The sequence below is a fragment of the Rodentibacter heidelbergensis genome (assembly GCF_002000125.1).
Taxonomy (GTDB): domain Bacteria; phylum Pseudomonadota; class Gammaproteobacteria; order Enterobacterales; family Pasteurellaceae; genus Rodentibacter; species Rodentibacter heidelbergensis.
The window spans coordinates 117,860-143,277 of record NZ_MLHH01000003.1; the positions used below are offsets into that span (position 1 = coordinate 117,860).

Annotated in this window: 26 protein-coding genes; 5 read left to right on the forward strand and 21 right to left on the reverse strand. The window is 41.4% G+C overall.

Annotated features, from left to right (window positions below; all coding sequences use genetic code 11):
* Positions 1-621, reverse strand: coding sequence for a zinc transporter binding subunit ZevA (zevA, locus tag BKK48_RS01140; RefSeq protein WP_077426387.1), 621 nt, complete (start codon positions 619-621; stop codon positions 1-3).
* Between the two features lie 340 nt (positions 622-961).
* On the opposite strand from zevA, the gene ettA reads away from it, so the two are divergent.
* Both ettA and BKK48_RS01150 read left to right on the forward strand, forming a co-directional pair.
* On the forward strand, positions 962-2,632 hold the full coding sequence (gene ettA / locus BKK48_RS01145) for an energy-dependent translational throttle protein EttA (RefSeq protein ID WP_077426388.1): 1,671 nt from the start codon (positions 962-964) through the stop codon (positions 2,630-2,632).
* A 59-nt stretch (positions 2,633-2,691) separates the two neighbouring features.
* On the forward strand, positions 2,692-3,033 hold the full coding sequence (locus BKK48_RS01150) for a SirB2 family protein (RefSeq protein WP_077426389.1): 342 nt from the start codon (positions 2,692-2,694) through the stop codon (positions 3,031-3,033).
* 46 nt (positions 3,034-3,079) lie between these two features.
* Here the strand turns inward: BKK48_RS01150 and yciH are convergent, their stop codons facing one another.
* The 11 genes from yciH to dsbC form a co-directional block, all read right to left on the reverse strand.
* Positions 3,080-3,400 carry a stress response translation initiation inhibitor YciH gene (yciH, locus tag BKK48_RS01155; RefSeq protein ID WP_077426497.1) on the reverse strand — a complete coding sequence of 107 codons (321 nt, stop codon included), beginning with the start codon at positions 3,398-3,400 and terminating at the stop codon, positions 3,080-3,082.
* Positions 3,400-4,098 carry an orotidine-5'-phosphate decarboxylase gene (gene pyrF, locus BKK48_RS01160; protein ID WP_077426390.1) on the reverse strand — a complete coding sequence of 233 codons (699 nt, stop codon included), beginning with the start codon at positions 4,096-4,098 and terminating at the stop codon, positions 3,400-3,402. The genes yciH and pyrF overlap by 1 nt, the downstream gene beginning before the upstream one ends.
* A 36-nt stretch (positions 4,099-4,134) precedes the next feature.
* The gene (lapB, locus tag BKK48_RS01165) at positions 4,135-5,313 is read right to left on the reverse strand and encodes a lipopolysaccharide assembly protein LapB (RefSeq protein WP_077426391.1); all 1,179 of its coding nucleotides are present in this window, start codon (positions 5,311-5,313) and stop codon (positions 4,135-4,137) included.
* Positions 5,313-5,612, reverse strand: coding sequence for a LapA family protein (locus tag BKK48_RS01170; protein ID WP_077426392.1), 300 nt, complete (start codon positions 5,610-5,612; stop codon positions 5,313-5,315). The genes lapB and BKK48_RS01170 overlap by 1 nt, the downstream gene beginning before the upstream one ends.
* A gap of 82 nt (positions 5,613-5,694) precedes the next feature.
* Complete coding sequence (locus BKK48_RS01175) at positions 5,695-5,979, reverse strand: integration host factor subunit beta (RefSeq protein WP_077426393.1); 285 nt, start codon at positions 5,977-5,979, stop codon at positions 5,695-5,697.
* A gap of 126 nt (positions 5,980-6,105) precedes the next feature.
* Complete coding sequence (gene rpsA, locus BKK48_RS01180; RefSeq protein WP_077426394.1) at positions 6,106-7,755, reverse strand: 30S ribosomal protein S1; 1,650 nt, start codon at positions 7,753-7,755, stop codon at positions 6,106-6,108.
* A 95-nt stretch (positions 7,756-7,850) separates the two neighbouring features.
* Positions 7,851-8,522, reverse strand: a complete 672-nt coding sequence (gene cmk / locus BKK48_RS01185; protein ID WP_077426395.1) for a (d)CMP kinase — start codon at positions 8,520-8,522, stop codon at positions 7,851-7,853.
* Positions 8,523-8,530: 8 nt separating this feature from the next.
* Positions 8,531-9,220 carry a 5'-methylthioadenosine/adenosylhomocysteine nucleosidase gene (locus BKK48_RS01190; RefSeq protein ID WP_077426396.1) on the reverse strand — a complete coding sequence of 230 codons (690 nt, stop codon included), beginning with the start codon at positions 9,218-9,220 and terminating at the stop codon, positions 8,531-8,533.
* Positions 9,217-9,912, reverse strand: a complete 696-nt coding sequence (locus tag BKK48_RS01195) for a thiol:disulfide interchange protein DsbA/DsbL (RefSeq protein ID WP_143538733.1) — start codon at positions 9,910-9,912, stop codon at positions 9,217-9,219. Before BKK48_RS01195 ends, BKK48_RS01190 begins: the two co-directional genes overlap by 4 nt.
* Positions 9,913-9,916: 4 nt before the next feature.
* A complete protein-coding gene (gene recJ, locus BKK48_RS01200; RefSeq protein WP_077426398.1) occupies positions 9,917-11,644 on the reverse strand; it encodes a single-stranded-DNA-specific exonuclease RecJ in 1,728 nt (575 codons plus the stop codon).
* A gap of 63 nt (positions 11,645-11,707) precedes the next feature.
* A complete protein-coding gene (dsbC, locus tag BKK48_RS01205; RefSeq protein WP_077426399.1) occupies positions 11,708-12,388 on the reverse strand; it encodes a bifunctional protein-disulfide isomerase/oxidoreductase DsbC in 681 nt (226 codons plus the stop codon).
* A gap of 131 nt (positions 12,389-12,519) precedes the next feature.
* Here dsbC and prfB point away from each other — a divergent pair.
* Positions 12,520-13,618 (forward strand): peptide chain release factor 2 gene (gene prfB / locus BKK48_RS01210; RefSeq protein ID WP_143538735.1). Its coding sequence is split into 2 segments (ribosomal slippage): positions 12,520-12,594 and positions 12,596-13,618, totalling 1,098 coding nucleotides; the frame shifts between segments, so codons are not numbered across the junction.
* Between the two features lie 58 nt (positions 13,619-13,676).
* A complete protein-coding gene (gene lysS / locus BKK48_RS01215; protein WP_077426400.1) occupies positions 13,677-15,185 on the forward strand; it encodes a lysine--tRNA ligase in 1,509 nt (502 codons plus the stop codon).
* A 90-nt stretch (positions 15,186-15,275) separates the two neighbouring features.
* Here the strand turns inward: lysS and BKK48_RS01220 are convergent, their stop codons facing one another.
* The 9 genes from BKK48_RS01220 to BKK48_RS01255 all read right to left on the reverse strand — a co-directional run bounded on the left by BKK48_RS01220 (position 15,276) and on the right by BKK48_RS01255 (position 24,702).
* Positions 15,276-15,989, reverse strand: coding sequence for a TerC family protein (locus BKK48_RS01220; RefSeq protein ID WP_077426401.1), 714 nt, complete (start codon positions 15,987-15,989; stop codon positions 15,276-15,278).
* A 116-nt stretch (positions 15,990-16,105) separates the two neighbouring features.
* Positions 16,106-17,932 (reverse strand): excinuclease ABC subunit UvrC, encoded by a 1,827-nt coding sequence (uvrC, locus tag BKK48_RS01225; protein ID WP_077426402.1) that lies wholly within the window; start codon positions 17,930-17,932, stop codon positions 16,106-16,108.
* A 1-nt stretch (position 17,933) separates the two neighbouring features.
* Positions 17,934-18,698 (reverse strand): 3-deoxy-manno-octulosonate cytidylyltransferase, encoded by a 765-nt coding sequence (gene kdsB, locus BKK48_RS01230; RefSeq protein ID WP_077426403.1) that lies wholly within the window; start codon positions 18,696-18,698, stop codon positions 17,934-17,936.
* A gap of 50 nt (positions 18,699-18,748) precedes the next feature.
* A complete protein-coding gene (locus BKK48_RS01235) occupies positions 18,749-18,928 on the reverse strand; it encodes a Trm112 family protein (RefSeq protein WP_077426404.1) in 180 nt (59 codons plus the stop codon).
* Between the two features lie 40 nt (positions 18,929-18,968).
* Positions 18,969-19,976: a tetraacyldisaccharide 4'-kinase gene (lpxK, locus tag BKK48_RS01240; protein ID WP_077426405.1), complete on the reverse strand. Its 1,008-nt coding sequence runs from the start codon at positions 19,974-19,976 to the stop codon at positions 18,969-18,971.
* 42 nt (positions 19,977-20,018) lie between these two features.
* On the reverse strand, positions 20,019-20,303 hold the full coding sequence (locus tag BKK48_RS01245; protein ID WP_077426406.1) for a plasmid stabilization protein: 285 nt from the start codon (positions 20,301-20,303) through the stop codon (positions 20,019-20,021).
* Complete coding sequence (locus BKK48_RS09930; RefSeq protein ID WP_158074348.1) at positions 20,293-20,463, reverse strand: hypothetical protein; 171 nt, start codon at positions 20,461-20,463, stop codon at positions 20,293-20,295. The genes BKK48_RS01245 and BKK48_RS09930 overlap by 11 nt, the downstream gene beginning before the upstream one ends.
* A gap of 35 nt (positions 20,464-20,498) precedes the next feature.
* Positions 20,499-22,262 (reverse strand): lipid A ABC transporter ATP-binding protein/permease MsbA, encoded by a 1,764-nt coding sequence (msbA, locus tag BKK48_RS01250; protein WP_077426498.1) that lies wholly within the window; start codon positions 22,260-22,262, stop codon positions 20,499-20,501.
* Positions 22,263-22,302: 40 nt separating this feature from the next.
* On the reverse strand, positions 22,303-24,702 hold the full coding sequence (locus tag BKK48_RS01255; protein ID WP_077426407.1) for a DNA internalization-related competence protein ComEC/Rec2: 2,400 nt from the start codon (positions 24,700-24,702) through the stop codon (positions 22,303-22,305).
* A gap of 257 nt (positions 24,703-24,959) precedes the next feature.
* Here BKK48_RS01255 and dksA point away from each other — a divergent pair, with 257 nt between their 5' ends.
* The gene (gene dksA / locus BKK48_RS01260) at positions 24,960-25,397 is read left to right on the forward strand and encodes an RNA polymerase-binding protein DksA (protein WP_077426408.1); all 438 of its coding nucleotides are present in this window, start codon (positions 24,960-24,962) and stop codon (positions 25,395-25,397) included.
* Positions 25,398-25,418 lie beyond the last annotated feature (21 nt).

Here is a 25,418-nt window from a genome sequence, read left to right on the forward strand (position 1 = left end):
TTACTCACATTGAATATTCACTTTTTGGGCAAATATCACCCCTAAAGAATCATCTTCATCTTTTTGGGTTTTATCCAAAGAGGCGGCATAAGATTGTATTTTTTCATCCACTTGAGGCATCTCAACCTTTCCCTGACAATTTTTCGGAAGTGTGGAAAAATCGACCGCACTTTTGTCCTCAGGATAATACATCGAAACATAATAGGTGCGATCATAGGTCATCAGTGTCCATTGGTTATCTTGTAATGATTGAGGTTCGGCAAGAAGAAAATCAAAATAATATTGAACACGCATTCCTTTTATGTTCACACCATAATTTTTTACCTGTTTTTTATATTTGATTTTATTGTTATTTTTATCGAAGAAATAACTGAAATAATGTTCATTGACAACATTATTCATCACCTCATCTAACAATTGTTGTTTTGCCACTTCCCCGCCAGCCTGTTTCATATCATATAACACGGCTGATGAACTGGGTTCATCTAACGTCCATTTCATCGAAAATCCGACTAATTGATTTTGTACCACTAGGGGCTGGGTTTGCATTTCAATAAAGGCGTGGGGATGGGCTACAACCGCCCCTGTATAGAATAAAAAAAGGAAAAATAATTTTTTCACGTTTAGCCCTCAACAAAAAGAAGGATCATTCTAGCATAGACAAAAAAATTCTAAACAACGTTTGTTTTATAAACAAAAACAAATAATTCATCGAAATTTATTGACCTACATCAACAAACAATAAGATTAGGTTTTATTTTTGAAGAGGTTTTATGTACTATCCACTCCGTCAAGTGATTGCTTGATATTCATAAAGTTCCTAAATAAAATAATCATAAATATAGCTAAACTACTTTCCTACCACCCGATTCGGGTGGTTTTTTTTGCCTTCCAATTGGCTTATTTCAAAAACATCAAGTAAAATGACCGCACTTTTTTAACTCGTCAGTAAAGGACAATTATGTCATCACAATTTGTTTACACTATGCACCGTGTCGGGAAAGTTGTTCCACCGAAACGGCATATTTTAAAAGATATTTCTTTAAGCTTTTTCCCTGGTGCAAAAATCGGGGTGCTTGGCTTAAATGGCGCAGGGAAATCCACTTTACTTCGCATTATGGCGGGGATTGATAAAGACATTGAAGGGGAAGCCCGCCCACAACCGGGGATTAAAATCGGCTATCTGCCACAAGAGCCTAAACTTGAGCCACAACAAACCGTGCGTGAAGCGGTGGAAGAAGCGGTATTTGAAGTGAAAAATGCACTAACCCGCCTTGATGAAGTGTATGCCCTTTATGCCGATCCTGATGCGGATTTTGATAAACTTGCCGCCGAGCAAGCGGAATTGGAAGCCATTATTCAGGCACAAGATGGACATAATTTAGATAATCAGCTTGAGCGTGCTGCCGATGCGCTACGCTTGCCTGATTGGGATGCTAAAATTGAGCATCTATCCGGAGGGGAACGTCGCCGTGTAGCACTTTGTCGCCTCTTGTTAGAAAAACCGGATATGCTATTGTTAGATGAGCCAACCAACCATTTGGATGCGGAATCCGTGGCGTGGTTAGAGCGTTTCCTCCATGATTACGAAGGCACAGTCGTTGCCATTACCCATGACCGTTATTTCTTAGATAACGTTGCCGGTTGGATTTTAGAGCTTGACCGTGGTGAGGGTATCCCGTGGGAAGGAAACTATTCTTCTTGGTTAGAACAAAAAGAAAAACGCCTTGCCCAAGAACAAGCGGCAGAATCTGCCCGTCAAAAATCCATTGAGAAAGAATTGGAATGGGTTCGCCAAAATCCGAAAGGTCGCCAAGCGAAAAGCAAAGCGCGTATGGCACGTTTTGAAGAGCTTAATTCCGGTGAATATCAAAAACGTAATGAAACCAACGAACTCTTTATCCCACCTGGCCCTCGTTTAGGTGATAAAGTGATCGAAGTGCAAAACCTCACAAAATCTTATGGTGATCGCACTTTGATTGATAACCTTTCATTCTCAATCCCTAAAGGGGCTATCGTGGGAATTATTGGGGCGAACGGAGCGGGTAAATCCACCTTATTCCGTATGCTTTCAGGGCAAGAAAAGCCGGATAGCGGTTCTATCACCATGGGAGAAACCGTTGTGTTAGCTTCGGTGGATCAATTCCGTGATGCCATGGATGATAAGAAGACCGTCTGGGAAGAAGTGTCAAACGGGCAGGATATTCTCACTATTGGTAACTTTGAAATTCCAAGCCGTGCCTATGTAGGGCGTTTCAACTTCAAAGGGGTTGATCAACAAAAACGGGTGGGTGAACTCTCAGGTGGTGAACGTGGGCGTTTACATTTAGCCAAGCTATTGCAAGCTGGGGGGAATGTTCTCTTACTGGATGAACCGACCAATGATCTTGATGTAGAAACCTTGCGTGCATTAGAAAATGCGATTTTGGAATTCCCGGGCTGTGCCATGGTGATTTCCCACGACCGCTGGTTCTTAGATCGTATTGCAACCCATATTTTAGACTACGGCGATGAAGGTAAAGTCACCTTCTACGAAGGCAACTTCTCAGACTATGAGGAATGGAAAAAGAAAACCTTTGGCGCTGAAGCCTTACAACCACATCGTATGAAATATAAGCGTATTGCGAAGTAAAACGAAAAAGTGCGGTCAAAATTAACCGCACTTTTCTTCAATAAACATTGGGAGTGATTATGTTAATTTCTTTACACATTTTATTTGCTTTTTTAAGTTTAGGGCTTTTGATCGTTCGTGGAGGAATGCAATTAGCCGGGAGAGATTGGCGAGCGATAAAATTATTGAAAATTTTACCGCACTTGTCTGATACCCTTTTAATTGTTAGTGGTTTAAGCCTGTTTTTTCTATTGCCTTTTGAATTAGAGGCTTGGCTTGTTATCAAACTTTGTCTGCTGATTTTGTATGTTGTCTTTGCTGCAAAATTCTTCGGCAAAAAAGTGATAAAAGCCAATCCGATATTTTTATTACTTGCTCTGGTAAGCTTTGTTGGGGCAATTCTCGTTGCCTACCTTCATTAATTAGCGATAAAAAATCCATCTTTAATAAAGATGGATTTTTCTTTTCCTAACCGCCGACCAGTTTAACGGTGAAGCCCTTTTCTTCCAGTAATTGTTTGAGTAAATCTCGCTTTTCGCCTTGAATTTCAATACTACCGTTTTTTACCGAACCGCCTGTACCACAGCGTTTTTTGAGTGCTGTTGCCAGTTTTTTCAATTCTTCATCTGCTAAATCTAATCCGCTAATCACCGAAACCGCCGCCCCTTTTCGACCACTGGTTTGGCGTTGAATACGCACAATGCCATCGCCTTTTGGTCTTGATGGCTGTGCTTTTTCTTCTTTAATTCGCCCACTTTCTGTGGAATAAACCAGAACTGAATCAGACATCATGGTTGGGCAATAGAAGCATTAATAGAACGAAGCACCTCTGCCGGATTTTCCGCTTGTGTAATTGGTCGTCCAATCACCAGATAATCCGATCCTGAGCGAATGGCTGCCGCCGGGGTCATCACTCGGCGTTGATCGCCAAAATCCGCCCCTATTGGACGAATTCCCGGAGTGATTAATTTAAAATCAGCACCACAACTATTGCGTAAAATTTCCACTTCTTGTGGTGAACAGACCACACCGTCTAACCCTGCTCGTTGCGTTAAATGTGCAAGACGTAAAACCTGTTCCATTGGGGAGGCATTAATACCAATTTGAAGTAAATCTAAATCTTCCATGCTGGTTAACACAGTAACCGCAATTAACAATGGGGCATCTTTTCCATAAGGTTCAAGAATTTTTTTCGCCTCTTCCATCATTTTCAGCCCGCCACTGGCATGCACATCCACCATCCATACACCTAAATCGGCAGCAGAACGAACGGCGCGTGCCACGGTATTTGGAATATCGTGGAATTTTAAATCAAGGAAAACATCAAAATCACGCTGATGGAGTTGTTTAACAAAATTTGTGCCTAATGTGGTAAACATTTCTTTGCCAACTTTCAAACGGCACAAGCTTGGATCAATTTGATCAACTAACGCAAGGGCTTCGGCTTCCGTTTCATAATCCAGGGCAACAATCACTTTGCTCGTCATAATTTACCTCTCTGTGTCTTTCTTTATTCTGTCTAGTTAGATGGATAATGGCTTAATGGTTTCCCAATGGCGGCAAGATGGGCAATTCCAAAGGAGTTTATGCACCTGATAACCGCAATTTGAACAGCGATAAGCCGCACTTTGTTTAATACGCTCTCCCACCATTTTATGGAGCAAGATAAGGCTTTCTTTACCTCGACCTTCTTCTGCATCATCAATTTGATACTGGATAAAATGATAGAAAATAAGGGTACTTGGATTTTTGGTTAATTGTTGATAAAGCTTGGCTTGTGCCCCTGATTTTCCATCTTTTTCTTCAATTAATTTTGCAAGGGCTAAATCCACTTCATCATTTTTAACGGTTTGCTCTGCTCGAATTAAAAACAGTTCAAAATTATCGAGTTGATTTAATGCTTTATAGCAAGATTTTAAGGTAGGTAGCACTTCACCAATATAATCAGAATTCTGATAAAGCACATTTTCTAATCGGTTAATCGCCTGCTGATAGGCGTTTTCGCTGATATCGAGATTGGCCAGCAATATTGAGGCTCTGACACAGCTTGAAGAAACTTGAAGTGCATTTTGTAAAATACTGCGTTTTTCAACCGCACTTTCCGCACTTAAACTTTCTGCATATTCACAATAGCATTGTGCCAGCTCAACATTATTCTCAAGCGGTCTGATTTTCGCTAATTTTTCTGCAATATTAACCGCTTTTTTCCATTCTTTGGTTTTTTGGTAAATGACCAAAAGCTGTTGTAGGGCATTTTCTGCGAATTCAGGTTCATCCACTAATAAAATATAAAGGCTTTCTGAGCGGTCAAAAAAACCGACCGTCATAAAATCACGAGCCAGCTGTTGTTTTGCGAGAAGTTTCTGTTCAAAAGAATAATTAGGACTGCGATCTAACGCCTGATGGATACGAAGCGCCCGATCAACTTCACCACGAGAACGGAATAAATTGCCAAGCGTAAGCTCTGCTTCAAATTGGGAGTGGCTTTCTATTTCATTTTCGGCTTCCTGCTTCTGAAGCATATCCAAAAACAAATCAACCGCTTTATCGGTTTGGTTAGAAAGTAAAAAATTCACACCCGTGACATAATCACGGGAAAGTTTATTACTCATATCTTCCTGATCTTTCTTTGCACTACGCTGCCCCATATACCAACCATAGGCAGCAGCAATAGGCAAAAGCAGAAAGAGTAATTCAAGCATTATTCCGCCTTAGTTTTCTCACGGACAGAAGTTAATTCACTAATTTGTAAGCTCTGACGTTTAATTTGGCGATTCAGCGACATATTTTTTAATTTGAGCTTTAAATAGAAAAAACCGGTAATAAACCAACCTAAAATCAACCCTAAACCAAAGAGGATCGCCACTAATGTTGAAAGCTGAAATTGGCTTTCGGCCACAATATAATTGAATGTGATCACTTGATCATTATTCGCACCAACGGTAATCGCCACCAAAATAATAGCAAGTGCAATAATAAATCCAAAAATATATTTAATCATAATACAATCCTTCAAAATTTTCTTAAACTATGCCCTAATTACCTATGAAAAACGACACGGATGTGTCGCTATTTCATCATGTCTAGGAAAAGATATCCACCCTTTCTTTAAGCGACTTTCCTGCTTTGAAATGGGGCACACATTTTGCCTCTAATTTGACAGAATCGCCAGTTTTAGGGTTTCTCCCAATACGAGGTTGGCGATAATGAAGGGAAAATGTACCAAAGCCTCGAATTTCCACCCGATTTGCTTCTTCTAATGAGTGTGAAAGAAGTTCTAAAATATCTTTCACAATGGCTTCAACTTCTTTTGTAGATAAAGAAGGATGCTTTCTCGATAAATTTTCAATGAGCTCTGATTTCGTCACTCTGCTTCTCCTTTACTTCCAATCATGTTTTTTGTAAGAAATATTGATAATTCATAATATTACTCATCAATTATCAATAAATCCTAAAAAATAAGGCTGGGACTTGCCCAGCCTACAACCTATCAATTATTCGCCTTTAGCTGCTTTGAAAGCTTCAGCCATTGCATTTGGAATAGCCACTTCTTCTTGCTTGTTATTCACATTGGCTACTGCGGCTGCTTCTTCAGCTTGATCTTTCGCTTTAACAGATAAGTGAACGATACGAGCTTTGCGATCAACGCCGGTATATTTCGCTTCAATCACATCACCGGCTGCCACTTCATCAGTTAAATCTGCAGCACGGATATAACCTTCTGCACCACCAACTAATTCAACTTTAGCACCTTTGGCATCGGCTTCAACAACAGTTGCAGATACTACTGCACCTTTTTTGTTGATAGCAATGAAGTTATTGAATGGATCTTCTTCAAGTTGTTTAATACCTAAAGAAATACGCTCTTTCACCGCATCCACAGCTAATACAACGGCAGAAACTTCGTCACCTTTTTTGTAGTTACGAACAGCTTCATCACCTGATACATTCCAAGAAATATCAGATAAATGAACTAAACCGTCAATTCCACCTTCAAGACCGATGAAGATACCGAAATCAGTGATAGATTTGATTTTACCGGTTACTTTATCACCTTTATTGTGGGTTTCTGCAAATTGAGTCCATGGATTTGGTTTGCATTGTTTTAAGCCTAAAGAGATACGACGACGTTCTTCATCAATCTCTAATACCATCACTTCAACAGTATCGCCTAAGCTTACCACTTTAGACGGATGAATATTTTTGTTTGTCCAATCCATTTCAGAAACGTGAACTAAACCTTCAACACCATCTAAGATTTCAACGAAACAGCCATAGTCTGTTAAGTTGGTCACTTTACCGGTTAATTTGCTGTTTACCGGATGATTTTCCGCGATAGCCACCCAAGGATCTTGACCTAATTGTTTTAAGCCTAAAGAAACACGGGTACGATCTTTATCGAATTTTAATACTTTAACGGTAACTTCATCACCCACGTTCACGATTTCACTTGGGTGTTTAACACGTTTCCAAGCCATATCTGTGATATGTAATAAACCGTCAACGCCACCTAAATCAACGAATGCACCGTAGTCTGTTAAGTTTTTAACGATACCTTTAACTTCTGAACCTTCTGCAAGGTTTTCTAACACTTGCTCACGTTCTTGACTGTTTTCAGATTCAATCACCGCACGACGGGAAACGACCACGTTGTTACGTTTTTGATCTAATTTGATCACTTTGAATTCTAATTCTTTACCTAGTAAGTGATCCGCATCACGAGCAGGACGGGTATCCACTAAAGAACCCGGTAAGAACGCACGAACACCGTTTAACTCAACTGTGAAACCGCCTTTCACTTTACCGTTGATTAAACCGATAACGGTCGCTTTTTCTTCGTATGCTTTTTCTAACTCAATCCAAGATTCGTGGCGTACTGCTTTTTCACGAGAAAGTTTAGTTTCACCGAAACCGTCTTCCACCGCATCTAAAGCAACATTCACCGTATCACCAACTTGAATATCAAGCTCACCCTGTGCATTTAAAAATTCTGCCACAGGAATTGCAGATTCAGATTTCAAACCGGCATCAACAAGGACGAAACCTTTTTGGATAGCGACGACAGTACCGTTAACGATTGAACCTTGACGGGTTTCAAGGCCTTTTAATGATTCTTCAAAAAGTTGAGCAAAAGATTCTGACATATAAATAATCTTCTTTAAAAGTTAATAACATCCACATTTAATCCCTAAGATGTGGGGTTGAGAACAAACGTTTATTCATCCTTGAATAAACAGGGTTAAGGATTGATACGCTGTTGAATATAACCGAGTGCTTGGCTTATCACTTCATCAATAGTTAATGTCGTGCTATCAAGCAACAACGCATCTTCTGCCGGTTTAAGGGGGGCAATTTCACGATTTCTATCACGAAAATCACGTTCCTTTATCTCGGCTAAAATCTGCGCAAAGTTACCACTAATTCCCTTGCTTTGCAACTGTTTATAGCGTCTTTTTGCACGTTCTTCTGCGCTGGCATCTAAAAAGAGTTTCACTTGTGCCTGAGGAAAGACCACCGTTCCCATATCACGCCCATCGGCAATTAATCCTTCATTTTGGGCAAAATCTTGTTGAAGCTGTAATAAAGCGGCTCGAACCTGCGGAAAAACAGCCACTTGGGAGGCCGCATCCGCGACCTCTTGTGTACGGATAAGATGACTGACGTTTTCCCCATTAAGGAAAATATGCACTTCCCCATTTTGCGGAACAAATTGGATATCCAAATGACGGGCTAATTCAGCCAATGCCAATTCATCTTTCAGATCAACCGCACTTTTTAATGCAGCTAACGCTGTGACACGATAAATTGCGCCACTATCTAACAAGGCATAGTCTAACTTTTCTGCCAAGGCATAGCATAATGTGCCTTTGCCTGCACCACTTGGCCCATCAACGGTAATAATAATGCCCATAATCAATCCTATAATTTATCTAACATACCTAAAACCAATGCCGAGGATTGTCTTGCCGCCAAAGGTAAAAACTCCTCAAAAGACAAACTCGCCTCCCCATCTCCGCTATCCGAAATAGCACGAACCACAACGAAAGGCACATTAAACGCATGACAGACTTGTGCAATGGCAGTAGCTTCCATTTCAACAGCAGTGACCTGAGGAAAATCATTTTTGATTTCTGAAAGTTTTTGTTCACTGTGAATAAAACTGTCACCGGAACAAATCAGCCCCCGTTTCACGGATTGACCTTGTGCTTCAGCCACATTTTGCGCCAGATCCGCTAATTTTTTATCCGATAAAAATGCCGCAGGATTTGCCGGTAATTGCCCTTTTTCATAGCCAAATGCGGTGACATCGACATCGTGGTAACGGGTTTCATCGGAAATCACAATATCCCCGACTTTTAACCCCTTTGCCACGCCACCGGCAGAACCGGTATTGATTACCACATCGGGTTTTGCCAATTGCAACAATGCGGTTGTACCTAAGGCTGCCGCCACTTTACCAATGCCGGATTGTAATAATGCCACCGCTTTTCCGTTAATTTTACCTTCAAAAATGACCGCACTTGCGACACAGGTTTGTGTTTTTTCGGTCATTAACCCGCTCAAAATCTCAACTTCTTGCGCCATCGCCCCTACGATACCGATTTTCATTTTCTCTGCTCCTTTTCTAATTTATTCACTAAATAATCCAGCACTGCCACACTATAATCGTCATTATAAAGCGTGCTTGCGGTTAGCACATATTTCCCCCCCACAACCACATAAGGGTAGGTAAACACACCATATTCTTCCGTTAATTGAATGGCCTGTTGGACTTGTTTTTTGACCTCAGCAGAATGTTGGGCTTCCATAAAACCGGTTTTATCCAGCCCTTTTTCCTCGACCCAGTTTAAGATATTGGGCAATGAACTCAGCTCCACATAACGGGATTTTTCTGAAGTTTCAAACAACAATGCATCCGATAATTCATTGGCGTTCAATGCTTTTAATGTGTAAAACACTTTCGCACTAAAGGGATTATCAACGGTGGCGACCGGGTATTCTTCCAAAAGAATTTTATCGGCACGAATTTGGCTATACAACGCCAAAATATCCTGTGCAGATGAGCATACCCGGCAATCGTAGTCAAAAAAGAACTGGATCAGGGTTTTGTTATCCGCACGCACAGGCTGTGCTATCGCTTCTCGATAAGAAAAATAATCCCTACCGTCTTCAAATTTTATCGTATCCGCTGAAGGCAAATGGGGTTGGTTTTGCACAGAAAAATCTTTCGGATTGGCTGTGGCAACACTCAATTGGGCAATGCCTAATAGGCTTAACCAACGCCCTCGCCAGACTGTCATTTTTTTAATCATCGATAGGCTCAATATAATTCACTCGCAATTGCACACTACGATGACCACGAAATTCATTGATATCCAGCTGATAAGCTAAACGGGCCTGTTTAATGGATAAATCAGGATATAATCTTGTATCAATGTTAAAGGCAATCGCATCTAAAAGTGGGCCACCTTGTTTGGGTTCAATTAACATTTTGAGATGATTTTGATTTTGCCCAATGGCACGCTGTTCTAAAATGTTAAATTCACCGTCAAAGCAAGGCTCGGGAAAAGCTTGTCCCCAAGGGCCGGAAGAGTGCAATAGTTCCGCAGTTTCAAGGATGAACTCTTTAGCTTCTAATTCGCCGTCTGTCCAAATCACCTGCTGTAAATGCGCTTCGCCCAACCAATCTGCCACTGTTTGATTAAAAACTTGCTGAAAGGTTGAAAAACCCTCTTCTCGAATACTCAACCCCGCCGCCATCGCATGGCCACCAAATTTTAAAATCATCTCTGGATGTTGGGAGTGAATTCGTTCTAAGAGATCCCGTATATGTAATCCTTCAATAGAACGGGCCGATCCTTTTAAAATTCCCTCACTATCTTGAGCAAAGGCAATCACCGGACGATGATACAAATCTTTCAAGCGGGAAGAAACGATCCCCAATACACCTTGATGCCAATCCGCTTGATAAAGGACGATTCCCATTGGCGACTCATTGTAAAGTGCGGTCAAATTTCGGCAAATTTCCATGGCTTCCAGTTTCATTCCCGCTTCAATTTCTTTACGGGTTTGATTGAGTTGATCTAAATCTAATGCCAATTCACGCGCCTTTTGCATATCTTCAGCAAGCAATAATTCAACACCAAGCAACATATTATCCAATCGCCCTGCGGCGTTTAAACGAGGGGCAATGGAAAACCCAAGATCGCTTGCTGACATTTGCTCAAGGTTGCGGTTTGCCACTTCGGCTAAAGCGATAATGCCCGGACGGCAATATTTCGCCCGAATACGCATCAACCCTTGGTGTACTAAAATACGATTATTTTGATCCAGCGGCACAACATCTGCCACTGTTCCTAATGCAACAAGATCGAGTAATTCGCTGAAATTAGGTTGGGTTTTCTCATTAAAAATACCCATTTCACGAAATTTTGCCCGCAACGCCAGCATTAAATAAAAGGCAACCCCCACCCCAGCAAGGGATTTTGAGGGAAAACCGCATTGGGCAAGATTAGGGTTGACTATCGCATCGGCAGGCGGTAAACATTCCGGCGGTAAATGGTGATCCGTCACCAACACTTGCACGCCTTTTTCTTTTAAAAACGCCACGCCCTCAAAAGAAGACACACCGTTATCGACCGTCATCAACAGTTCTACACCTTTTTCTCGTGCCATTTCCGCCACGGGAACACTCAATCCGTAGCCCTGTTCAAAACGGTTCGGTACTAAATAATCCACATTCTGAAAGCCAAGCTGTCGTAGGGCTAACACCGACAACGCTGTACTGGTTGCCCCATCGGCATCAAAATCCCCGACAATGACAATTTTTTGCTGAGTTTGGTAGGCTTTAACCAGTAAATCGACCCCTTGCTCAATACCGTATAGGCGATTCGGGTTAAGCATGGATTTCAAGGTACGATCTAATTCTTGAGGATGTTGAATATGACGGGCCCGATAAAGACGATCTAACAAGGCATTTTCACTAACGGAATTTCCTTTTGGCACTTCTCGGCGTTTGATGAATTTATTCACAACGATAACAAATGTAATACAGTAAAAAAATCGGTGGGGATTACCCCACCTTCTCTCTTCGTTTTATTCTTCCAAGGCTGCGAGTAAATCTGCAGGTTTTAAATAGCCGCCAATCACTTCGCCGGTTGAGGTCACGATACTTGGTGTACCCCGTACACCGAATTGAACCCCTAATTCATAATGTTTTTTCACGATATTTGGTGTTTTCAGCGATTTTGGTAAGTTGCCTTTTTCCGCTTCATTCAGTGCAAATACGGGATCTTTTGCCGTCCAAATCGCTTCCATTTGTTTTGCCGTTTCCGTGTTCATACCGGCACGAGGGAAAGCCAAATAACGTACGGTAATCCCCAAATCATTATAGGCCTGCACCTGTTGATGTAATAAATGGCAATAATGGCAGGTAATATCCATAAACACGGTGACAACATGTTTTTCATTTTTTGCTGGATAAACGATCATTTCGTTTTTATAAGCATTCAGTTTATCCATTAATAGCTTGCCTGAAACATCCACCGGGCCTTTGTTCGTTAATTCATAAAGTTTCCCTTGAAAGGCATATTTTCCATCTTCTGTCACATAAATAATACCTTCATCGGTCACCGCGGTTTTAATACCGGCAACAGGCGAATTTTTAATCTCAATCTGCTTTGCGCCAAGAGCTTTTAGTCGGCTTTGAATTGCTACATCATCTGCCATCGCATTGAGCGTAATACCACATAAAAGTGCGGTCAAAATTTTATTCATTTTTTATTCCTAAATTCACTTAACAAGAAAGTTTAAAATTATAAAGAGATTGCCAATTTGTGCAAGCCTCGCTACCCAAAAATCCGAAAATAGCATATAATCCGCCAAATTGTGAATAAACTCAATTGATTATGTTTGAAATAAATCCTGTAAAAAATAAAATCACCGACCTTGCCGAACGCACCACGCTGCTTAGGGGGTATCTTTGACTTCGATGCCAAGGTTGAGCGATTAGAAGAAGTCAATGCCGAATTAGAGCAACCCGATGTCTGGAACGATCCCGACAAAGCCCAAGGGTTAGGGAAAGAGCGGGTTTCTCTTGAACAAGTTGTCAATACCATTAAACATTTGGAACAAGGTTTAGAAGATGTGGACGGTTTACTCGAACTTGCCGTGGAAGCGGAAGATGAAGAAACCTTTAATGAAGCCGTATCGGAATTAACCGAACTTGAACAACAACTTGAGAAATTAGAGTTTCGCCGTATGTTTAGTGGCGAACACGATGCCTGCGATTGCTATATCGATTTGCAAGCCGGCTCCGGCGGCACAGAAGCGCAAGACTGGACAGAAATGTTGTTGCGAATGTATTTGCGTTGGGCGGAAAGCAAAGGCTTTAAAACCGAATTAATGGAAGTTTCAGACGGTGATGTCGCCGGATTGAAATCTGCCACCGTCAAAGTGACAGGTGAATATGCTTTCGGTTGGTTACGAACAGAAACCGGTATTCATCGTTTGGTGCGTAAAAGCCCTTTTGATTCCAATAACCGCCGCCATACCTCTTTTAGTGCAGCTTTCGTCTATCCTGAAATTGATGATGATATTGATATTGAAATCAACCCGGCGGATTTGCGTATTGATGTTTATCGTGCCTCCGGTGCGGGTGGTCAGCATGTGAACAAAACCGAGAGTGCGGTGCGAATTACCCATATGCCAAGCGGTATTGTGGTGCAATGCCAAAATGATCGTTCCCAACACAAAAATAAAGATCAAGCCATGAAACAACTTAAAGCGAAGTTGTATGAATTGGAATTGCAAAAGAAAAATGCCGATAAACAAGCTATGGAAGATAATAAATCCGATATCGGCTGGGGAAGCCAAATTCGTTCCTATGTGCTGGATGATTCCCGTATCAAAGATTTACGCACCGGCGTAGAAAACCGCAATACCCAAGCGGTACTAGACGGTGATTTAGATCGCTTTATTGAAGCCAGTTTAAAAGCCGGATTGTAAAAGTGCGGTCATTTTCACTCCTATTTTTAATGTTAAAAATTTACTAAGGTAAACAAAAATGTCAGAACAAGAAGTCAAAGAATTAGACCTAAACGGCGAAATGTTAGTACGCCGTGAAAAATTAGCGGCATTACGCGCCAAAGGCAATGCATTTCCAAACCAATTCCGTCGTGATGCGCTCGCGCAAGACTTACACGATAAATACGATAGTGAAGAGAGCGAAACCCTAAAAGAAAAAGCTATTGAAGTGGCGGTTGCTGGTCGCATTATGACCCGCCGAGCCATGGGAAAAGCCACGTTTATTACCCTGCAGGATATGAGCGGTAAAATTCAGCTTTATGTCGCCCGTGATAATCTTCCTGAAGGGATTTATAAAGAAGAGGTCGGCACTTGGGATTTAGGCGATATTGTTGGTATTAAAGGCACTTTGTTTAAAACCAAAACAGACGAACTGACGGTGAAAGCCACGGAAGTTCAGTTATTAACCAAAGCCCTCCGCCCTTTACCGGATAAATTCCATGGTTTAACCGACCAAGAAGTACGTTATCGCCAACGCTACTTAGATTTAATTTCAAATGAAGAATCCCGTCGTACCTTTATTATCCGTTCTAAAGTGGTTGCCGGTATTCGTGAATATTTCCTTTCCAAAGGTTTTATGGAAGTGGAAACCCCAATGTTGCAAGTCATCCCGGGTGGTGCGGCAGCGCGTCCTTTCGTCACTCATCACAATGCCCTTGATGTAGATATGTATTTGCGTATTGCACCGGAACTTTATTTAAAACGTTTAGTTGTCGGTGGCTTTGAACGGGTATTTGAGCTTAACCGTAATTTCCGTAACGAAGGGGTTTCTGTGCGCCATAACCCGGAATTTACGATGCTTGAATACTATCAAGCCTATGCGGATTATCACGATTTAATGGATAACACCGAAGAATTATTGCGTAAATTAGCCCTTGATATTCTTGGTACAACCATTGTGAAATACGGTGAATACGAATTCGACTTTGGTAAACCTTTCGAGCGTATTACATTACATGATGCCACCCTAAAATACGGCGCAGATAAAGGCATTGTCAAAGAAGATTTATATGATTTCGACCGTGCAAAAGCCACGGCAGAACGTTTAGGCATTGAAGTGCAAAAATCTTGGGGATTAGGCAGTATCGTCAATGCGATTTTTGAAGAAGTGGCAGAACACCACCTTATTCAACCGACATTCTTAATGGCTCATCCGGCGGAAATTTCCCCGCTCGCACGTCGTAACGATGAAAACCCGGAAGTGACCGATCGTTTTGAACTCTTTATTGGTGGACGTGAAATTGGAAATGGTTTCTCTGAATTAAACGATGCAGAAGATCAAAACGAACGTTTTGATGCGCAGGTTGCCGCCAAAGAAGCCGGTGATGATGAAGCCATGTTTAAAGATGAAGACTTTGTGGTAGCCCTCGAACACGGCTTACCACCAACAGCCGGTGAAGGTTTAGGGATTGACCGTTTAGCGATGCTTTATGCCAATGCCCCATCCATTCGTGATGTGATTTTATTCCCGGCAATGCGTCAAAAATAACATCCGATGATTTAACCATGAGCGCCTTTCACAGACCGCTCAAATTGAGATAAAAAAATGAGCCCTTTTAAAGGGCTCAACTTTTATTTTCTATTTTTTTAATCCTCTCATTCGGATATTCAATATTTCCACAATGGTAGAGAATCCCATCGCAAAATAAATGTAGCCTTTTGGAATATGAATATCAAAACTTTCTGCAATGAGGCTTACACCCACTAAAATAAGGAAAGCTAAAGCAAGAATTTTTAAGGTTGGGTGGGTATCCACAAAATCACCAATTGGTTTCGCTGCAAACATCATCACCCCTACTGCAATAATAATCGCCAATACCATCACCGGTAAATGATCCGCCATTCCTACGGCGGTAATCACTGAATCAAGAGAGAACACAATATCTAATATAGCAATTTGAATAAGTACACCTAAATAGCTTACTTTCTTTTGATTTTCATTTTCGTGATGTTCCTCCGGATTGAGCTGTTCTTTTATTTCACCAATACTTTTGACAATTAAGAACAATCCTCCCAAAAATAAAATTAAATCCCGTCCGGAAATCTCTTGATTAAATAAGGTAAATAATGGCTGAGTTAATTTCATCATCCAAGCCAATGACATCAACAGTAAAACCCGGGTGATCATGGCTAAAGATAAACCGATAAGGCGTCCTGATTGGCGTTGATGAGCCGGTAAACGCCCGACTAAGATACTGATAAAAATAATGTTATCAATCCCTAAAACAATCTCAAGTGCGGTTAATGTCGCAAGAGAAATCCAAGCTTCAGGATCGTTAATCCACTCCAACATAGTATGTTCCTATAAAATCCAAAAGTGGGGATCATAATCACTTTATTGAGAAAATCAATCGCTATTTCTTTTTATTTATTTTTGAAAAAATCGTCCCTAAGGTCACAATAAGGAAACTAACTTTTTAAGGTTTCATAAATAGTTTCTGCCAATTTTTTCGAAATTCCCGGAACAGAGGCAATTTCATCCAATGTGGCCTTTTTCACTCCTTGTAAACCGCCAAGGTATTTCAACAGCGCTTGACGGCGTTTTGCGCCAACCCCTTCAATGGTTTCCAAGCCACTTTGAGTAAAAGCATTTTGCCGTTTTTTGCGGTGTCCGCTAATAGCATGATGGTGGCTTTCATCACGAATATGTTGGATTAAATGCAGAGCCAAACTGTCATCGGGCAAATGAATTTCACGATGTTGTTTACTGATAATCAACACCTCCTGCCCGGCTCGGCGATCGACTCCTTTCGCCACGCCAATTAAGTGCGGTCGATTTTTATCCCATTTTACATTCAAATTCTGAAATACATCCAAAGCACGGTTGAGCTGCCCTTTTCCACCATCAATAAAGATCACATCAGGAATTTTGTCTTCTTCCAAATCACGGTCATAGCGTTTTTTGAGCGCCTGCTCCATTGCGGCATAATCATCCCCCCCAGTAATGCCTTCAATATTAAATCGGCGATAATCGGATTTTAATGGGCCTTCTTGATTAAATACCACGCAAGATGCCACTGTTTGATTTCCCATGGTATGACTAATATCAAAACATTCCATTCGCTTAATTTCCGACATCCCCAATAATTCGCATAATGCCTGATAACGCTCGGCCATTCGTGAGGATTGCTTGAGTTGGGTTGCAAGCGCGGCTTTGGCATTCACCTGTGCCAGTTGCAGATATTTTCCTTTATCCCCTTTCACTTTTTCTTGGATCATCACTTTTCTGCCGGCTTGTTCTGTGAGCAGGGTTTCTAATTCCGCTTTTTCCCTGAGTTTGCGATCCACAATAATGCTATTTGGAATCGTTCTGCCTTGATGCCCTTGCAAATAAAATTGCCCTACAAAGGTTTCCGTTAGCTCGGAAAGATCCGTATTGGCCGGCACTTTAGGGAAATAACTCCGATTACCCAACACTTTTCCCTGGCGGATAAACATCACTTGCACACAAGCCAACCCTTGTTGATAGGCAATGGACATAATGTCCATATCATCTAACCGCTCATTCGATACAAATTGTTTTTCAATCACCGATCGCACTGTTTGGATTTGATCCCGATAACGTGCAGCCTGCTCAAAATCCAACTCACGGCTAGCCTGATCCATTTTGCCAATTAAATAATCCAACACTTGTTGATCTTTACCTTGTAAAAATAAACGTGCCAATTCCACTTGTTGTGAATAGTCTTCATCAGTGACATAGCCTGCAATACAAGGTGCAGAACAACGCCCGATTTGATATTGCAAACAAGGGCGTGAACGATTTCTATAAACGGAGTTTTCACACTGTCGTACCGGAAATAATTTTTGCAGCAAAGATAAGGTTTCCCGCACCGCCCCGGCATGGGGATAAGGGCCAAAATATTCACCGGCAATTTTTTTCGCCCCTCGGTAAGCCGTTATACGGGGGTGATGTTCTTTGGTTAATAAGATAAAAGGATAGGATTTATCATCACGCAACAGCACATTATAACGGGGCTGATAAAGCTTGATGAAATTGTGTTCCAACAATAAGGCTTCCGTTTCAGAAGAGGTGATCGTGGTGTCAATATGATGAATGGAAGCAACCAAGGCTTCGGTTTTTTTACTGCTGAGATTGGAACGGAAATAGCTCGACAGGCGCTTTTTTAAATCTTTCGCTTTTCCCACATAAATCACCTGATCTTTATCGTCATACATACGATAAACACCCGGTTCATGGGAAACCGTTGTCAGAAATTTTTTTGCATCAAACATCTTAATTCGCCGTTAAAATCGACCGCACTTTTTCCAAATCTTCAGGCGTATCCACCCCGACTGCCGGCACTTCTTTTGCCAGTTCCACATGGATTTTTTCACCATTCCACAGCACTCGTAATTGTTCCAGTTTTTCTAAATTTTCTAACTGTGTCGGCGACCATTGCACATATTTTTTAATAAAACCGGCACGATAAGCATAAAGACCGATATGGCGTAAATACACATTCGCCAACGTGGCTTTTGTGATCTCTTGCAAGCCTATAAATTGATCCCGATCGTAAGGAATGACGGAACGGGAAAAATACAGCACATAGCCGTCTTTGTCCGTTACCACTTTGACGACATTCGGATTAAATAATTCTTCCGCTTCATTAATTTTCACAGCAAGGGTTGCCATATTCACATTAAACTTGGCTAAGTTTTCCGCCACCTGACGAACAATAACAGGAGGAATAAGGGGTTCATCTCCTTGAATATTGACGATAATTTCATCATCGGAAATCGCCAGTTTTTCTACCACTTCAGCCAAACGTTCTGTTCCGGAATTATGATGTTCGGATGTTAAACAAACTTCTGCCCCAAAGCCTTGTGCAACGGAGGCAACATTTTCGTTATCCGTAGCAATAATCACACGGTTTGCCCCCGATTGCTGTGCTTTTTCAAAGACATGTTGAATCATCGGTTTTCCGGCAATTTCTGCAAGGGGTTTCCCCGGCAAACGGGAGGAGGCAAAACGGGCGGGGATAATCACAGTAAATGACATAAACTCTTCCTTTTGACTTTTAACTATTCTCAGGCATTTAAATTTAAACGTTAATCCGTCATCTTCTCTGCTTTTTCCGCTACTAACAGCGGCACACCGTTTTCAATGGGATAAGCCAACTGTTCATAGCGACAAAGAAAGCGTTGATTTTTAGCATCATATTGCAAGCGAGCCAAACAACGGGGACAGGCGATCACTTCAAGCAATCTTGGATTAAGCGGTTCAGACACTTTTATATCGCTCCTCTATTTTTGTATCGTTTCACTCTTTTTATATCGTTCCATTCTTTTTATATCGTTTCACTAGCACTTCTATTTTTTCCCAAAAGTGCGGTAAGTTTTCACCTTGTTTTTCCGCTTCCACCACTTCGGCCACCACCGGTACATACCACCAGTTTTCTTGCGCAAAGGCTTGGCATTTTACCGCATCTTTTTCTGTCATAAATAGCGGTTGATTTTGCGGAAATTTTTCCAATTGTGAGTCATTAAAATGTTGATGATCTTGGAAACTTTGGGTTTGTATTAGGGTTATCCCTAATTTTTCCAACATGGTGAAAAAACGTGGCGGATGGCCTATACCGGCAATGGCAGAGCCTGATTGAAAATCATTCAAAGGGCGTTTTTCATTGGTTTTTAAGTTAATCGCATAATGAGGCACTAAGGTCATCACCGCATCGGAATATTGATTTTTACCGCCATTGGTAATCACAAAATCCACGGTTTTTAACCGACTTGGCAATTCACGCAAAGGGCCGGCAGGTAGCACAAAGCCATTACCAAGAGCACGTTCAGCGTCCATCACCACAATTTCTATATCTCGTTGTAATTGATAATGTTGTAGTCCGTCATCGGAAATAATGATGTCGCAATCACTGTGTGCCAAAAGTCGTTCAATCGCTTGTCGGCGGTTCGGTGAAATCACCACCGGCACACCGGTACGTTGTGCGATAAGAACCGGTTCATCGCCCCCCTCAAAGGGATCAGTCTTTGCTGTCACCAATAAAGGATAGGTTTTCGCATGGCTACCATAACCACGGGAAATCACCCCAACCTGCAATCCCCGTTTTTTTATTTCTTCCACCAGCCACACCACCACCGGTGTTTTTCCGTTCCCCCCAACGGATAAATTCCCTACAATCACCACCGGTTTAGGGGCGCGATAGGAAGCCTTCAGCCCAAGAGAAAACAAGAGAGCACGAATTTGGCTAATTAACCAAAATAACAGTGAAAACGGCAGAAGAAGCCAAGCAAGTTTTGAGTTGGAGTACCAGAAAGACATAATGAAGCCCTGCTCACATAATAGGCACTAATCCCTATTCATTTAATAAGAATTTTGTTTTGATGATTTGAAATCAATAATATAAACACGCTCACGACCAATTAGAAATTTCACTTGATATTTTCCATTTAAAATTGAAATTTCTTTTTTCTCTCTTAAACGGTAAATATCCGTTGTAAAAGAAAGTTTATCCACTTCACTTTTTATCGCATCATAAAAATTTTCAGCAATAATGGCATTTTGTGATTGCTGTAAAATATATTTTGCTTGATTTAACAATTTATTTTCAGCAATGCTATACCAGCGAATTTGATAATCAAATCTCATCAAGGTTGAGAACCTTTTTTAAGTTTTCCATCACTTCATGATGAGGTTTTGTTTCAAGCTTGCCACTTTCTAATTGTTCTAGCAAATGCTGTTCTTCACCGGTATAAAAAGAGGATTTCTCTTTCAACAAGTCGTCCTTTGGTAACACAATTTGCATCATGATTTCTCCCTTTTATGATCTCAAATAATCTATGATTACCCGCTAAACTGCATACTATGTAATTGTTTATAAGCGCCCTCTAAGGCGAGCAGTTCGTGGTGATTACCCCGCTCACGAATTTCGCCGTGTTCAATCACTAAAATTTCGTCGGCATTCTCAATTGTCGATAAGCGGTGCGCTATCACCAAGACGGTACGATCTTTTTTCAGTTCATCCAGTGCCAGTTGAATTGCTCTTTCAGATTCCGTATCAAGGGCTGAGGTGGCTTCATCTAAAATTAATACAGGAGAATTGCGCAATAAGGCCCGAGCAATGGCTAAACGCTGGCGTTGCCCACCGGATAAACTCGCCCCATTTTCACCGATGACGGTATCAAAACCTTGCGGTAATTTTTCAATAAATTCTAAGGCATAAGCCGCTTTGGCAGCAGCAATAATTTCTTCACGGGTGTATTTATCTTTTGCCGCATAAGCGATATTGTTCGCAATCGTATCGTTAAACAAATGCACTTGTTGTGAAACCACCGCACAATTTTGACGCAAATTGGATAAACGGTAATCTTGAATATTCACGCCATCAAGCAAAATTTCACCTTGTGAAATATCGTAGAAACGGGTAACCAGATTGGCAATCGTGGATTTCCCTGAACCGGAACGTCCCACCAATGCCACCGTTTTACCTGCCGGAATGTTGAACGAAATGTTATTTAATGCAAGCTCTTCTTTCCCTTCATAAGCAAAACTTACATTTTTAAATTCCAAGTTCCCTTTTGCCGGTTCTGCTTTGTAACTCCCGTTATCTTTTTCCGGTTCTAAATCTAAAATGGCAAATAGGGTTTGGCAAGCCGCCATGCCTCGTTGAAACTGAGCATTAACATTCGTTAAAGATTTTAGCGGACGCATCATAGCAAGCATTGAAGAAAACACCACTGTAAAAGCACCGGCACTTAAATGATCATCAGCAATTAACGGGGTGGTCGCTAAATAAAGTACGGCGGCTAAAGCAAGAGAGGCAATAATTTGCACCACCGGATCAGAAATCGCATCGGCGGTCACCATTTTCATCCCTTTACGGCGCATATCGTTACTCACCTGATTAAAACGTTCTTCTTCCACATACTGCCCCCCAAAAGAAAGCACCACTTTATGCCCTTTTAACATTTGTTCTGTGGTAGAAGTGAGTTCTCCCATGGAGTCTTGTAAATTTTTACTGAGTCTACGGAAGATTTTCGACACAATCCGAATCAGCACGGCGATAATCGGCCCGATCACAAACAGCACCAAGGTTAATTCCCAGCTGGTGTAAAACATCACGGCAAGTAAGGAAAGAATATACGCCCCTTCCCGCACAATAGTGACTAAGGAATTGGAAGAAGAATTGGCGATCATTTCGGAATCATAGGTAATTCGGGAAAGCAATTTTCCTGCAGGGTGACGATCAAAAAAGCTGACCGGCATAAACATCAAATGTTTAAATAATCGGCGACGCATTGTCATCACCACTTTGCCGGACACCCAAGCCAAACAATAGTTGGAGATAAAGCTACTCAATCCACGCAAAAAAATCATTCCTACCACAACAAAGGCCATGGTTTTCAAAAAAGAATGATCTGTTTTACCAAATCCCTCATCAAGTAAGGGTTTTAATAAATAAATTAAGCCAGAATCCGCTAACGCATTGAGCACAAGTGCCACTGCCGCTACCACTAATCCTGATTTGAAAGGCTTAATCATTGGCCACAAACGCTTGAAAGTTTGCATTGTGGAGAGGTCTTTATCTTGCATTTTTTGATCTTGCATAATCATTATCTTCCGAAAAAAATTCGTCGCATTGTACCTTTTATTCTGTTGATAATCCAATCACTCGCACATACCAAGGTGAAAAAGCCGTTCTTGCCCGATCGATTTTCCACTGTTTTTGGTAAAAGCTCACCCGAATTTGTCCTGATATGGCGGTATTTTCAATATGACTTTGATGGCGTTTAAGACGTGCAATGACGGCTTGATGAGGAAATTGCCAAGGGTTCCAACGTCCACTTGAAATTATTGCAAGAGTAGGCTTGGTATGAGAAAGCAACACCTCACCGGTGGAAGTTTTACTGCCATGATGCCCTACTTGTAGCACATCAATTTTCCCTAAAGTGCGGGCAAAAATCCGTTCATTTTGAATTTCTGCATCACCGGTCAGCAAAACTTTATATTTGCCGTCATCCAGAAAAATCACGCACGAATCCGGATTATCCGCCCGTTTTACCGACTTTTGCGGAGATAACACTTGAAAGCGGATACCTTGCCATTCCCATGCATTGCCTGCCACACAAAAAGTGCGGTCAGTTTCGCCATAGTTTTTTTCCGAAGGGCTGGTTAATGGGATATGGGGAAAACGCTGTAATATCGCCTTTGCTCCGCCTGAATGATCGTTATCGTCATGGCTTAATATTAATCTATCCAACACAATGCCTTCACGCTGTAAGTAGGGCAAAATTTCCAACGCTGCCATCGTCCCGCTTTTCCATGCTGCCCCACTATCGTACAAAATCCCTCGACCATTTTTGACAATCAAGGTGGCTAACCCCTGCCCGACATCTAAGGTATCTAACTGCCAAATGGGTTTGCTATATTGCCGTATCGCCACTGTCAGCAAAGATAAAACTATGATCACCGTTGCTCCCCCTATTGCCTGTTTTTTCTCAAACGGAGATAACCCATGATGGCTGCTCAGGGTAAAAAATTGTGCGGATTGAGTGATGCCCATTTGCGGAATAGTTGCTTTTTCACGATAAAGAAAATGAATGAAGAGAAGAAAAAAGCAAGCTGCCAGTGCAGTGACAATAAAGGAGAGATTGAGAGAAACGCTGAACCAATAGCCTTGAAAAAAAGCAAGAATTTGTGTCACCCACTCCACAAGGCTATTTGCCCATTGCCAAGAAGAGAATGCACCATTTGTTAACACCGCAAACAAAATCAAAGGGATGAGGAAAAAACTGTATAAGGGAACGGCAATAAAATTAGCCAAAAAACCATTTAATGAAACACCATTAAATAAGTAGATTTGCAGTGGGGTAAACAATAATAACAAGCCAAACTGTAAATGAAATATCCCTAAAATCCACCGCACTTTTCTAGAAAAAGGTCGAGAAAAAGGACGATATTGCCATTGAAATAAGGAAAGTGGTACATAACGATACCAAATAATCAAGCAACCTACCGCCCCGATAGAAAGCCAAAAACTTGTAGAAAGCGGCATGAGTGGATCGCAAAATAAAAGAAAAGCCACAACGCAAATAAAAAGTCGGAAAGGCGAATAATAGTTTCGGGAAAGTTGAAGCCCCAAAACCAGTACCAATGCGGAAATCGCTCGAAAAGTGGGCAGGCTGATACCGGCAAGATAGGCATAGAAAGCGGCAAAAATCACACCACATAACAAAGGGAGAAAAGGAGAAATCAGCCTTGAGGGCAGAAAAAATTGCACGATACGCATCAGTAAAAATCCGCCCCCCATTGCCAACCCGATATGTAACCCCGAAATCGCAATTAAATGGGCTGTATTGGTTTGCCGATAAACCTGCCAACGGCTGTTGTCTAACCATGCTCTTTCACCAAAGGCTAACGCCATCAATAACCCTTGTGATGATAAATCCTCGGTTTGTTTAAGCGCCTGTTGTAATTTTTTCTCTCGCCATGAAAAATCATCGTCAATTTTAACCGCACTTTTTAAACTTCCAGTGGCAATCACCCTTTTAGAAAAATACCACTGCTGGCGATCAAAACCGCCAAAATTTAATCGGGCAGAAAGGGGACGCAGTGCAACAACCCCTTGCCAACGTTCGCCTAAAAAAGGTTTCTCTTTCGCTTTCCAATTAAGAAAAATCCGCTGTGGTTTTTCCCCAGCTTCTAATGCAGCGCTGACGATGAGCGTTTGATATTCCTGCTGATGTAGGATTTCTTCAATGGTGAAGGATAAGGTCTGTTTTCTCACTGCGATTTTCTCAGCTTGATGCAATAAATCCAACGCAAAGGAATGACTGTAACCCAATGCCAATATCAGAATATTCAAATGTAGCCCAATGCGAGCGAAACCCCATTTTTTGAACCAGTATAAACACCCCGTGACAAAGCTTAGGATACCATTGCACCACAACATGGTTTTTCCTGTGATAAGCATAAAATCAGGTAAGAACACTAATGATAATGACGCCACAATCAGACTTGTAGCAAAGGTAAACACAGTCAAGGGCATAAGGGAAAAATGATGCAACAAAATGTATGAAAACTAGGCATTTTGGCCTGAATAGACAATCTTTCCGTATAAATTTTGCGACATTGATCGCAAAATAAGATTTTTCTAGGGAAATTTTATTTGCTAAAAGCAAAAACTTTTGCTATTTATATCGCCCTCAAAAAATCGGGTTCTCAGAAGTCGTGGAGAACAAATGTAAATGATGACAGGAAGTCGTGAACATCACGCTTAAATTCTGTTCGTATTAGGAGTGAGAGATGTCAAAGACATCGTTAAGTTTATTAGAGCTAGCCGGTGTAAAACCATATCAACCTAAAAAAAATGAAGAATATATGAATGAGGATCAACGCCTTCACTTCAAAAAAATCTTAACGGCTTGGCACGAACAAATTGTGGAAGAAGCTTCCCGCACAGTTGCTCATATGCAAGATGAGGCGGCGAACTTTCCTGATCCGGCGGATCGAGCAACGCAGGAAGAAGAATTTAGTTTAGAATTACGCAACCGGGATCGGGAACGTAAATTAATGAAAAAAATCGAATACACGCTTAAAAAATTGGATACGGATGATTTCGGCTATTGCGACTCTTGTGGTGAAGAAATCGGAATTCGTCGTTTAGAAGCCCGTCCGACAGCCGATTTGTGTATCGATTGTAAAACCTTGGCGGAAATCCGTGAAAAACAAGTCGCCGGTTAATTGATTTAGCGAAAAAATCAG

Coding starts and splice junctions, on each gene's coding strand:
- ettA (WP_077426388.1), top strand. CDS start 962: ATGTCATCACAATTTGTTTACACTATGCACCGTGTCGGGAAAGTTGTT.
- BKK48_RS01150 (WP_077426389.1), top strand. CDS start 2,692: ATGTTAATTTCTTTACACATTTTATTTGCTTTTTTAAGTTTAGGGCTT.
- yciH (WP_077426497.1), bottom strand. CDS start 3,400: ATGTCTGATTCAGTTCTGGTTTATTCCACAGAAAGTGGGCGAATTAAA.
- pyrF (WP_077426390.1), bottom strand. CDS start 4,098: ATGACGAGCAAAGTGATTGTTGCCCTGGATTATGAAACGGAAGCCGAA.
- lapB (WP_077426391.1), bottom strand. CDS start 5,313: ATGCTTGAATTACTCTTTCTGCTTTTGCCTATTGCTGCTGCCTATGGT.
- BKK48_RS01170 (WP_077426392.1), bottom strand. CDS start 5,612: ATGATTAAATATATTTTTGGATTTATTATTGCACTTGCTATTATTTTG.
- rpsA (WP_077426394.1), bottom strand. CDS start 7,755: ATGTCAGAATCTTTTGCTCAACTTTTTGAAGAATCATTAAAAGGCCTT.
- cmk (WP_077426395.1), bottom strand. CDS start 8,522: ATGGGCATTATTATTACCGTTGATGGGCCAAGTGGTGCAGGCAAAGGC.
- BKK48_RS01190 (WP_077426396.1), bottom strand. CDS start 9,220: ATGAAAATCGGTATCGTAGGGGCGATGGCGCAAGAAGTTGAGATTTTG.
- BKK48_RS01195 (WP_143538733.1), bottom strand. CDS start 9,912: ATGACAGTCTGGCGAGGGCGTTGGTTAAGCCTATTAGGCATTGCCCAA.
- dsbC (WP_077426399.1), bottom strand. CDS start 12,388: ATGAATAAAATTTTGACCGCACTTTTATGTGGTATTACGCTCAATGCG.
- lysS (WP_077426400.1), top strand. CDS start 13,677: ATGTCAGAACAAGAAGTCAAAGAATTAGACCTAAACGGCGAAATGTTA.
- BKK48_RS01220 (WP_077426401.1), bottom strand. CDS start 15,989: ATGTTGGAGTGGATTAACGATCCTGAAGCTTGGATTTCTCTTGCGACA.
- uvrC (WP_077426402.1), bottom strand. CDS start 17,932: ATGTTTGATGCAAAAAAATTTCTGACAACGGTTTCCCATGAACCGGGT.
- kdsB (WP_077426403.1), bottom strand. CDS start 18,698: ATGTCATTTACTGTGATTATCCCCGCCCGTTTTGCCTCCTCCCGTTTG.
- lpxK (WP_077426405.1), bottom strand. CDS start 19,976: ATGTCTTTCTGGTACTCCAACTCAAAACTTGCTTGGCTTCTTCTGCCG.
- BKK48_RS01245 (WP_077426406.1), bottom strand. CDS start 20,303: ATGAGATTTGATTATCAAATTCGCTGGTATAGCATTGCTGAAAATAAA.
- BKK48_RS09930 (WP_158074348.1), bottom strand. CDS start 20,463: ATGATGCAAATTGTGTTACCAAAGGACGACTTGTTGAAAGAGAAATCC.
- msbA (WP_077426498.1), bottom strand. CDS start 22,262: ATGCAAGATCAAAAAATGCAAGATAAAGACCTCTCCACAATGCAAACT.
- BKK48_RS01255 (WP_077426407.1), bottom strand. CDS start 24,702: ATGCCCTTGACTGTGTTTACCTTTGCTACAAGTCTGATTGTGGCGTCA.
- dksA (WP_077426408.1), top strand. CDS start 24,960: ATGTCAAAGACATCGTTAAGTTTATTAGAGCTAGCCGGTGTAAAACCA.